Raw genomic sequence first — 10,494 nt, 5'->3', positions numbered from 1 at the left:
AAGCACTCCGCGCCCGCGCGGGCGCGGCCCCGTTGAAGCCAATCGTCAGGAGCGCCGGGAATAAACGGACTTGGAACACTCCGCGCCCGCGCGGGCGCGGCCCCGTTGAAGCAGGCTTTCGATGGATTGCGGTTTGAGCAGCAAGTCGGCACTCCGCGCCCGCGCGGGCGCGGCCCCGTTGAAGCTCATCTACTTTTGCCCAAATATCTACAGTCCCATCGCACTCCGCGCCCGCGCGGGCGCGGCCCCGTTGAAGCGAGAATTGCGTCCTCTCCGTGGACAACGGCTGGACAACACTCCGCGCCCGCGCGGGCGCGGCCCCGTTGAAGCACTTCGTATCCGCAAAGCGTTGCCGAGTTCAGCGGTTTTGTTAGCATTTCGACATGCCTGCAAAAGAACAATCGAACTCATCCGATCCAACTACACAAAGGAGACGATGAAAGTTGGCTTTGGCCTGTGCCTTGATGGGTATGCCTCGCTTCTCCCGAAGCAGACATTGGCTATGCCCATGTACGGACCGTTGGGTCTCCTCCAGTTTCTTGAAACACGGTTGGGACTAAAGGCAAAGGCAACCAGCTCTGCGCTTCGAGTATTTCAATTTCGGCAAATTCTTGAAGAACTTGTGACCGAGCGCCCGATGTTTTTCAGCGAATCTTTCAGGCGAGACTCCTACGCCGTCGCAGAAACCTTGCTGAAATGGCGGGATGACTTGATCGAAGTTGGATGGGATGGATTGGCATCAGCCGACGACACGATAAGGATTCAAGACATAGTTGCCGTGGAAGCACGGACTGGGAAACGCCTTTCGCCCGGCACGTCAGACCGGCTTCGTTCCGTTCTGCTTGAACTCAACTCCCGCTCTCCCAATCTCGATTGGTTAGCTGTGCGCAACTCGCCGAGTCACCTGCCGAAACTCTGGCGGCTGATTTGTGCAAAGCTTGGAGCGCGTTACGAACCGGCTGCTTTTAATCCAGAGGCTAATCTCACTGGTGAAACCACTGACCTTGGTCGCATCCAGTCGTTGTTACGGAAAGATAATCCCACGCAACGACTCAAATTGAACGGAGACCGGTCAATTTTGTGCGTCACTGCGTTCTCCGAAATCACGCTTGCATACGGCACAGCACAATTGCTTCAGCATCTTCGGCAAGTGTCAAACGTGGAGGTCACGATTGTTGCAGCAGAAAGCGCCTCGCCTTTGGAGCAAGCGCTTTCGTCGCTGGATGAACCGACGGTGGGATTCCAGCCCGGTTCGACCGCGCGCCCAATCCCGCAGGTGCTGTTGCTTGCATTGCGACTTTATTGGAAACCTGTTAATCCCCGCGCCCTGCTCGAATTTCTCGCACATCCTGCCTGTCCGGTCGCTGGCGTGCTGCGATTCAAACTGGCGAACGTCATTGCGGATTGTCCTGGTGTCGGAGGGCCGCAGTGGAAGGCGGCAATTGCGGCCACCAAGGAGAGTATCGAAAATTTTGGCACACTCAGTGCGGTTGAGAAGCAGGCCGCTACGGAGCGAATCGACCAGGACTTGAAAGACTGGCTGCTCGTCGCCGAGTTTGATGCCAAGGCAGGAGCAAGTGGCCCAAAACTTTCGGAATGCTGTGTGCGAGTGGCCCGTTTGGCCGCGCTCCAGTCGGTTGCTGACGGCGTTTCGATAATCGAGGTGCATCAATTTCGAGCGCTCGCCTCACTCAGTTCCGAAATGGCTGAACTGCTCCAATCACAACCCACCATCGCTCGAAGTCAGTTGGAGCGCTTATTGCATCAAGTCAGCGGAACGGGCTGGCCGGGCGGGTCTGCAATGGAAGAACTCGGCCACATTCACCGTGTGGCGCATCCAAGTGCTGTCAATGAGCCGGTGGACAATGTGGTGTGGTGGAATTTCAGCGAGCCGCTTCCACCGGCCAGATTGCCGTGGACAACTCAAGAACTGGAGCAACTGCGAGCACACGGCGTCGAGTTTCCCACGCCAGAAACCTTGGCTGTCATGGAAACTGAGCGATGGCTTCGCCCAATCTTGTCAGCTAAGAAGCAACTGATTCTGGTTTATCCTCGCGAACGTGCCGGAGAACCAGTCGCCCACCATCCTCTATTAACTCGATTGGTTTCACTTCTTGATAAGGAGAGCAAGCCGTTACCGGTCGTTGATTTGGATCACTTGATTTCTACCGGCAAGGCCGCCGCGCCGTGGCATTTTGTGCAGGTGAACCATCGTCCGCTGCCGGCGTTGAGTCGCTGGTGGAAAACGAACACTTCCGAGCATCTTCAACCTCGGGAGGTGGAGTCATATTCGAGTGCCGAGAAATTTATTTACGACCCAAGCGCGTGGGTGCTGCAATACAAGGCCGGGTTGAAAGCTGGACCAGTTGCCAGTTTGCGCCTGCAAGCCGATTACCGGCAGGAAGGCACGCTGCTTCATCGTATGCTCGATCTCTTACTGGTCGCGGGAAATTCAATCAACTGGCAAACATGCTCGCAGTCAGAATTAGATTCGTGGCTGGAAGGAGTATGGCCGCCACTGCTCGAACAAGAAGGCGCAAACCTGCTGCTTCCGGGAAAGCGTGCCGACGCTCTGGGGCTGCTGGAATTGGGAAGGCAGGCTATGTGGCAACTCTTATTTCAGTTGCGCCAGGCAAAAGTGGTGGAAGCCCGCGCGAATGAAACGCTGCAACCGGTCTCATTTGCCGGAGGGCAGATAAGCGGCATCATTGATTTGCTGGTGCGAAACCAGCAGGACGGTATTGCGGTGGTGGATTTGAAATTTGGCGGAAGGAAAGTTCGGGAAAAGGAACTTCAAGAAAACCGCCCGTTGCAACTGGCAATTTATGGTCATGTTTTGCGCGGTCAGGGGCAGAAGGATTGGCCCGCAAGCGCGTTCTTCCTGCTTCGGCGGCGACGGCTTATCGCGACTGCGAAAACATTTTGCCCGGAGGCGAAAGTTGTCACATCCAAGTTCCCACCAGGCGAGCTTCACCAGTGCTGGACTGATTTCGAGCATGTCTGGCGGTGGCGGCGGCAACAACTCGATGAGGGTTGGATTGAACTCACAACGGTTGGCCTAGATGCGTCTGAAAGTCCTGATGAAGCTCCTGATTCAACTCCGCCGCTCCCCCATTGGGCTTCCAACGAAGACCATGCCAGGTATAACGACTTTGATGCCTTGACCGGCTGGAGGGCGGACGCGTGAAAACGAATATCACGTTCATCAGCGCCAGCGCCGGCAGCGGCAAAACCCACCGTATCACGGAGGTTATTGAGGACCGGCTCTCGAAAGGATTGTGCCGCCCGGGCGGGTTGATCGCAACCACCTACACGGTCAAAGCGGCGCAGGAACTGCGCGAGCGCGTGCGACGGCGTCTCTACAACTCCGGGCACCCTCCATTAGCGGAGCGATTGCACGAGAGCCTGATGGGGACAGTTCACGGCGTTTGCGGTCAATTGCTGGAACGCTTTGCATTTGAGGCCGGCATTTCGCCCCGCATTGAAATCCTCGCAGAAGATGATGCCGCCTCGCTGCTGATTCAAGCCATTGAGACCGCAGTGGACTTCGGCACACTTAATCGGCTACAACGCCTTGCTGATATTCTCGGACAGAAGGACTCCCGAACCTTTGAATACTTTTGGAAGCGACAAGTGCGAGCGTTGCTTGACGCAGCACGCGCCAACGACTTCCCACCAGTTTCGTTGGCAGACATGGGGCGGCAAAGTATTGACGAACTGCTGGCGTTTCTGCCTGCTCCTACGACTGACAACCTTGACGACCAGTTGGCTGCGGCCATCACATCGGCTATGGATCGCATCTCCAAGAATGGAGACGAAACCGGGGTCGCCGCGGACTATTTGGAACTGCTCCAAGATGCTTTGAGGGCGCTCGAAGCGCATCGGTTGCCGTGGAGTGATTGGATCAAGCTAAGCAAAAAGCAGCCAGGCAAGAAAAGTCAGGCTGATGCCGCTGCGGTTACGGCGTTGGCAAATCGCGTCGAGACTCACCCGCAGCTTCACGAGCACATCCGGGATTACACAATGCTGCTATTTTCCGTGGCGCAGCTTTCTTTGACAGAGTTCCAACGCCTCAAAGAAGAGCGTGGCCTGCTGGATTTCTCCGACCTTGAGCAACGGGCGTTTCAATTACTGCGCGACCAAGCACAGGTGCGCGATACTCTCAGCCACGAATTGGATCTGCTCGTTGTGGATGAGTTCCAGGATACCAGCCCCCTCCAACTCGCCTTATTCATGCAATTGGCCACGCTCGCCCGCGAGACTGTCTGGGTGGGTGACGTAAAGCAGGCCATCTACGGGTTTCGCAACAGTGACCCCGACTTAATCAAGGCAGTCGTTGAACAAGTCAGGAAGGTTGGGAGTCAATTCAATAAGGGTAATGGTGCGCTGAAAAAACTCACCAACGACCAGCGCGCTATCACACTTGCCGACGGGATCGTTCAATTGCTCAGTCGCGGAGACAAATTAGTTGTTCAAGACCGACTGAATCGTGAACGCCTCCGCCCGATAGAGCCACGCGACATGGCGGTGTTGTGCCGCACCAATCTGGCCGCTGCAACAATCGCCGCGAAGCTGACGCAACGCGGATATACGGTCACGTTGTCTCAAAGTGGTTTGCTGGCCACGCCTGAAGCCAGGCTCGCTTTGGCTTGTCTTCGACGGCTGGCAGACCCAACCGACTCGCTCGCATCGGCAGAAATCGTTGCGTTGGAAGCGGCCCAGCAACCGGAGGAATGGCTCGAGAGCCGCCTGAAATATGTCGCAAAGGCGCGACAGGAGACTGAGCGAATCAGGAGTGACCGCTGGGGACTTGAAGGAGATTTTGTTCATCCCGCGATTGTGGCCTTGGAGCAGGCCCGCGCCCGGTTGAATGTGCTCTCACCCAGCGAGGCGCTGGATGTCGCCCTGCATGATGGTGGTGTATTCGCGACCGTGTCCGCTTGGGGTTCTACCGTAACACGAGCATCCCAACGCCGTGCCAATCTGGAATCGCTACGCGCCATCGCGGTGAAATACGAGCAGGCAGCGGCGAAGAATCATACTCCGGCCACCATCGCCAGCTTTCTAAATTGGTGCGACTTCCTCGCTGATTCGGAAGCGGATTTGAAGGCAACGGATGCGCAGGTCAATGCCATCTTCGTAAGCACCTACCATCAGGCCAAAGGGCTTGAATGGCCCATCGTCATCTGCACCGACCTGAATACCGAGCCTCGGCCTCGCCTGTGGGAAGTCACCGTAATACCGGCTGACCCGACAAAATCATTCGACCTCAATCAGCCGCTGGCAAATCGTCGTCTCCGATTTTGGCCGTGGCCCTTCGGCCAGCAAGAAACCGGAATCCCGCTGCATACGAACGTGGAAGCTGGCGACATCGGCCTCGCCGCTTTGCGCAAAGCGGTGGAGGAAGAACTCCGGTTGCTCTATGTGGGTTTGACCCGAGCACGCGATTTGTTGGTGCTTGTCCGAGAGAAAGACCAGCCCGCGCCGTGGCTGGAAGGACTGCAAGCTCAGTGGTTGCAACCGGGTAGAGACCAACTCGTCTTGCCTGACAAGACGACACTCAGCTTGCAAACCCTGCAACTGACGCCTCCCGCTGAAATCGCATCAGCCAAGATGGATTCAACTTACGCTTGGTTTCCTGCTCCGTTGACACCGACGCCAAAACTGTCGGCTCGGTTGACGCCATCGCGTCAATCGCAACTTCTAGGAAGTCGTATTGGAAGAATCATTGAGATTGGCCCGCGCTTGCCATTCTCCGGTGCGCTGGAAGAAGCGGACTTGGGAGATGCACTGCACGCCATTTTCGCTGCCGAGTTCGTCAATCCCGGCCATGCTCGAAGACTGGAAACCATCCAGCGTATTCTACTCGGATACGAATTGAGCGATCACCTCAAAGGCGAGGACGTTCTCCAGACGGTGGACCAGTTTCGCGCCAGTCTTGAACAGCAATTTCATCCGAAACAGGTGCTCGTGGAAATTCCGATTGCGACCACAAATGAATCGGATCAACGCATCGAGGGCTTCATTGATATGCTGGTGGAAACAAGCAATGGCTGGATTCTCATTGACCACAAATCATTCCCCGGCAAGCGCTCCGAGTGGCCAACCGAAGCTGTTTCTTACAGCGGCCAACTTGCGCTGTATCGCGAGGCGCTGAAGAAACTGAAACTGCCTGTCGCAAGCGTGTGGATACACTTCGCCGTTGGCGGCGGTTTCGTTGAGGTGCTGCTCGATGGCAATGTATAGCTGCTGTCTGTTGGACACAGCACTATTGATGCTCATAAGCAGCGAGCTTGTCCAGGAAGCCGATTTTCAATTAACATCACCACCCATGAACGAGCGTGCCGATTTCTACGTGTATCTCTATGTTGATCCTCGTAACTTCGAGGAATTCTACTACGGCAAAGGCTGCGGCGGGCGCAAAGAGAGCCATTTGAAAGATAACGGCCCGTCAGAAAAGGCCGAGCGCATCGCAGCAATTCGCAAAGAGGGGCTAGAGCCTATCGTCCGTGTCATCGCCAAGGGGCTTTCGGCTGCCGAGGCGCTGCTTGTCGAAACCACTCTGATTTGGAAGCTGGGACGGAATTTGACCAACCAAAGTGCGGGTCACTATTCCAGCCATTTCCGGCCGCAGCATACGATGCACATGAAGTTGCCCGGTTTCGATTTCCACAACAGTATTTATTATGTCAATGTAAGCGAAGGGCCGCAGCGCTCTTGGGACGACTGTATGTGCTTTGGATTTATTGCGGCTGGGCATGGTCGGAACTGGAGTGAGCAACTCGAACGCCTGCAACCCGGCGATGTTGTCGCGGCCTATCAGCGTCAATGCGGGTTTTTGGGTGTCGGCATAGTGCAGCAACGCTCCCTAGCTGTGAAACGATTCCGTTTCAAAGGGAAACCGCTTCCACGACACAAACTTGCTCAACCTGGGCTTTTCGAGAACGCCGACGACCCAGAGCGAGCGCAGTATCTCGTGGCTATTGACTGGCAGAAAACAGCGCCCAAACCCGGCCACTTCCGAAAAAATAGCGGTCTCTACACACCACAACGCGTGGTTGCTTCGTTAGCAACTCAACCAATTACACGAGCCTTCATCGAAGAAGCTTTTGAGGTCTCGCTTGATCAACTGGCAGCCGACACGCGCCCCGTAGAAGCTGGTTGATTCACATCACAAAGTCTCGGCGGTTGCAATCGCCTCAAATTCAGAGAAAATGTCAGGATAATTCCCATTCAAGAACCTGACAACTTTGGCATTGTCGATGAGCTTTTTAATATAGCCGCGAGCCAGGGTAAGGTTCAGCATGTTTTCTCCGTAGGATTCCTCAACAGCTTTGAGATCGTGCTCAAGAGATTCCATCTCCTGCTCCATCTTGCCAATTTCTTCGGCTGACAAGCCCTCTTTGACCTTCGGTTTCTCAGGTTGCGCCAACTGATCTTTCGGTGTCCCCAAAACCAAAGCCTCCGCATAGCCAGCCGTGTAATTGTTGGCGCTGACCATCAACTCCGCGATTTCGATTTGCCGCACGCAAGTGACTTGTTTAAGCAAATGAATGGCCTTGGGACTGATGGCCTTGTCTTTCAATAAATCAGCGGCCTCCTCGTGAATACCGTCCAATAGTTTCATTGACGCACGTACATTCCCAACGGGAATGTTCAGCGCCGCTGCAATCCGTTCCGGCTTCACCCCATTACGAACTGCTTTTACTATCATTTTGTGTTCCTGAATGGGTGCCAGCCGACTGACGCGCGCATTATAGGTGAAGCTTTCGTCGTCGTTGGCAATGATACAGTCCACTTCGGTCTCGCCGAGTTCTTTCAGCGCAAAATACCGGAGATGACCATCCAAAAGCAGATATGTGCCAGATGTGTCCTTCTGCGGGTGAACCACAAGCGGTTCAACCAGCCCGGCTTCCTTGATAGATGCACGGATTTTTTGGTAGCGCCGGATGTTCTTCTGCGGGTCCTTCAACTGCCGTACCGGAAGAATCACGGCCAGTGAGAGCCGTATCTTCTGCATTTCAAATCCAATTTTTACATCAGTCATGCAGCCTCCTTGTGTTTCGCTCCGAGTTTGGCCCACAGATATTTCGGCATGGTGGGAAGGGATTCGGCCCGCAGAAGGGTCATGAAGTTTTCGTCACTGAGAAGTTTATCCAATGCTGTCACGATGAAGACCAGTTTGGCGTCACAAATCTTGGCTTTCCGTATCATCAGTTTTTGCTTCTGGCTCTCTCGCCGATACGCATTTACCAGGCTCTCGGCGCTGGTAAGTTTCTTCCGCCCGGCGCGATTGCTAGTGTCACGTTGCTTGCCCGCGAAGCGTCGCTGGTCAATTATGCGCTTCACTACCCGGATGGATATATAGTTGAGCTGTTTGGTTTCAAACGCTTTGAGCAATTCACGTTGCGCTTCCACGCTATCCGTCTTGGCGATGTCCATTGCAACGCCGAGGGGAATCCGTCCGCTGGTGGCCGCATCCAACAGTCGTTCCTCTCCCGCATTCTTGAGGGCGATTAAGCCCGCTACCATCGTATTATCAATATCGAGTTTTCTCGCAATTTCAGCATTGTTGTAACCTGCTGCTTTAAGCCGCTCAATCTCACGGATCAGGGCCAGGGGTGCTGGGTATCGCCGGGCCATGTTCTCAATCAAGCTGCGAAGCAAACGTTCCTCTTTTGAAATTTCGACGACTACGGCCGGAATTTCTTTGTGCCCCAACGCAATGAACGCCTCGATCCGGCCCTGGCCGCACACCAAATCGTATCCCGCACCTTCCTCCTCCTGGGCCGACCGCAGGCTGACTTGAATCGGCTTCTTTAATCCCAGATTTTTGATGCTCTGGACAATAATCTCAAATTTTTTCCGGTCGCGATGTCTTGGATTCAGAATACGACTCCGATCAATCGGAATCATTTTAATTTCATCTTTCATGCAGCCTCCTGAATCTTGATGCGCTCGGCCATGCCTAAAAAATAATCCAACGTATCAAACCGGTAGCCATCCAAGTAAACGCCATTCTCTTCTGCGGTGCGCAGATTTTCCCATGTCATGTCGATCGCTGGCAGTAAATAGTAGTCGCGGATGCCTTCATTGTTGGCGTCCATCCGAACAGCGACGGTAATGTCCGGCTTCAGCCCCTCATCCAATCGTACGACCCACCGCGATGAACCGGCGGGTGTAATAATATTGCGGCACATCACGATGGAAATGCGCAGTTCATTATTCAGGTGAAGCAATTGTGTCTGCTCATCAAGGGTGGCGACTGCGCCCAAACCCTGAATTTGCCGAATCACCGACGCGACGATTTCAGGATGTTGTTTACGCAGCTTGCGGTTGATTTCAATGAAACTGTAATCAATGCCCGGATCGTAGCCGATTAACCGGTAGGCGGATACCAAGCTGCCGAAACGGTGACTAAATGCCGTGCTGGAAGGAAGGTCGTCAGCCTCGTCAATCAGCATGCCGCAAATGCGTCCATGCTTGCTCAATACGCCACGCAGTTTGTCCAGCATTTCATCATTGGTGAGCTTCCGGCTGCGAGCCAGAATGATTCCCTGCGCTGTATGAAAAAAACTTGGCTCGACAATCCCTTCAAATATTCCGTCAGCGCGAATCCACTTTTCCTGCGGATTGGCCACATGCTTGAGTTTTAATTTGAAGGAGGTGCGATGATAAACATTGTTGCCAATGTATTTCTCGTTGGTGAGCACCTGATGAACAGTGGCCCGGTTCCATGCGCGTCCAAAGTCTGTGACCAAGCCTTGAACATTCAACGATCTGGCGATTTCTGATTCGCTTTTCCCTTCGTTAATAAAAGTCTGATAAATCCAATGAACAATTTTGACCTCCTCATCCGGGCCGGGAATCAAAATCACCCGGTCTGTTTGCAAGCTTTTGTGTTCGCCCATCTTGAGCGCGGCTTTGTGCTGGCCGTTCTGGTCAATCAACATCCGTCGCAGGCCAAATCCGGCCGTGCCGCCCTGTTTGTAACCCAACTGAATCAAGCGGCAGGCTCCCTGAAACACCTTGGATGACAATTCGCGACTGTATTCACCAGCCATCGCGCGCTTGACGCCTTTGACAATCGTAGAAACAGGGCTGCCGTCATTTTCAAACTGCTCGGCGCAGTAATGAACCGCCACTCCCGCCCGGCGGCAGATGTATTCATAATAGGCGCTTTCGTCGGCATCCTGAAACCGTCCCCAGCGGCTGACATCATATACAAGGATGGAGGAGAAATTTACTTTTCCGTCCTGAACATCCTTAATCATTTGCGCCAACGCTTCGCGTCCTTGGATATTCAACCCGCTTTTGCCCGCGTCAGAATAGTCTTTGGTGATTTGCATTCCACGGCGTTTGGCAAAATCCCTGATGACATCCATCTGGTTACTGGTCGAATACTGCTGGTGTTCCGTGGACATTCGGACATAAGCAGCGGCGTTGACGGGTGGCAGTCCTTGGTCTTCTAAGTTGTTTTGAATAGGCTCCATA

General features: G+C 54.2%; 6 protein-coding genes and 1 CRISPR repeat array. Of the genes, 3 read left to right on the top strand and 3 right to left on the bottom strand.

Going from position 1 to position 10,494, the window contains the following annotated elements:
- Nucleotides 1-3: 3 nt before the first annotated feature.
- Nucleotides 4-330: a CRISPR direct-repeat array (repeat unit 36 nt; unit sequence CACTCCGCGCCCGCGCGGGCGCGGCCCCGTTGAAGC).
- 292 nt (nucleotides 331-622) lie between these two features.
- The 3 genes from HY298_20095 (at nucleotide 623) to HY298_20085 (ending at nucleotide 7,165) form a co-directional block, all read left to right on the top strand.
- The gene (locus HY298_20095; protein MBI3852566.1) at nucleotides 623-3,187 is read left to right on the top strand and encodes a PD-(D/E)XK nuclease family protein; all 2,565 of its coding nucleotides are present in this window, start codon (nucleotides 623-625) and stop codon (nucleotides 3,185-3,187) included.
- Nucleotides 3,184-6,246 carry a UvrD-helicase domain-containing protein gene (locus tag HY298_20090; protein MBI3852565.1) on the top strand — a complete coding sequence of 1,021 codons (3,063 nt, stop codon included), beginning with the start codon at nucleotides 3,184-3,186 and terminating at the stop codon, nucleotides 6,244-6,246. Before HY298_20095 ends, HY298_20090 begins: the two co-directional genes overlap by 4 nt.
- Before the next feature lie 85 nt (nucleotides 6,247-6,331).
- The gene (locus HY298_20085) at nucleotides 6,332-7,165 is read left to right on the top strand and encodes a GIY-YIG nuclease family protein (protein MBI3852564.1); all 834 of its coding nucleotides are present in this window, start codon (nucleotides 6,332-6,334) and stop codon (nucleotides 7,163-7,165) included.
- A gap of 6 nt (nucleotides 7,166-7,171) precedes the next feature.
- On the opposite strand, the gene HY298_20080 is transcribed toward HY298_20085, so the two are convergent.
- From HY298_20080 to HY298_20070, 3 genes are read right to left on the bottom strand one after another with little or no spacing between them, the layout of a single operon-like run.
- Entirely contained in the window at nucleotides 7,172-8,047 is an 876-nt protein-coding gene (locus HY298_20080) for a ParB N-terminal domain-containing protein (protein MBI3852563.1), read from the bottom strand.
- Complete coding sequence (locus HY298_20075) at nucleotides 8,044-8,934, bottom strand: ParB N-terminal domain-containing protein (protein ID MBI3852562.1); 891 nt, start codon at nucleotides 8,932-8,934, stop codon at nucleotides 8,044-8,046. Before HY298_20075 ends, HY298_20080 begins: the two co-directional genes overlap by 4 nt.
- The gene (locus HY298_20070; protein MBI3852561.1) at nucleotides 8,931-10,493 is read right to left on the bottom strand and encodes a recombinase family protein; all 1,563 of its coding nucleotides are present in this window, start codon (nucleotides 10,491-10,493) and stop codon (nucleotides 8,931-8,933) included. Before HY298_20070 ends, HY298_20075 begins: the two co-directional genes overlap by 4 nt.
- Nucleotide 10,494: the final 1 nt, after the last annotated feature.

The sequence above is a fragment of the Verrucomicrobiota bacterium genome (genome assembly GCA_016200005.1).
In the GTDB taxonomy this organism is placed as follows: domain Bacteria; phylum Verrucomicrobiota; class Verrucomicrobiia; order Limisphaerales; family PALSA-1396; genus PALSA-1396.
This window is presented reverse-complemented; position numbering and strand designations above follow the sequence as displayed.

What these genes read in the sequence shown, in the direction of transcription:
- HY298_20085 (MBI3852564.1), top strand. Translation starts at nt 6,332, where the DNA reads ATGAACGAGCGTGCCGATTTCTACGTGTATCTCTATGTTGATCCTCGT.
- HY298_20080 (MBI3852563.1), bottom strand. Translation starts at nt 8,047, where the DNA reads ATGACTGATGTAAAAATTGGATTTGAAATGCAGAAGATACGGCTCTCA.
- HY298_20075 (MBI3852562.1), bottom strand. Translation starts at nt 8,934, where the DNA reads ATGAAAGATGAAATTAAAATGATTCCGATTGATCGGAGTCGTATTCTG.
- HY298_20070 (MBI3852561.1), bottom strand. Translation starts at nt 10,493, where the DNA reads ATGGAGCCTATTCAAAACAACTTAGAAGACCAAGGACTGCCACCCGTC.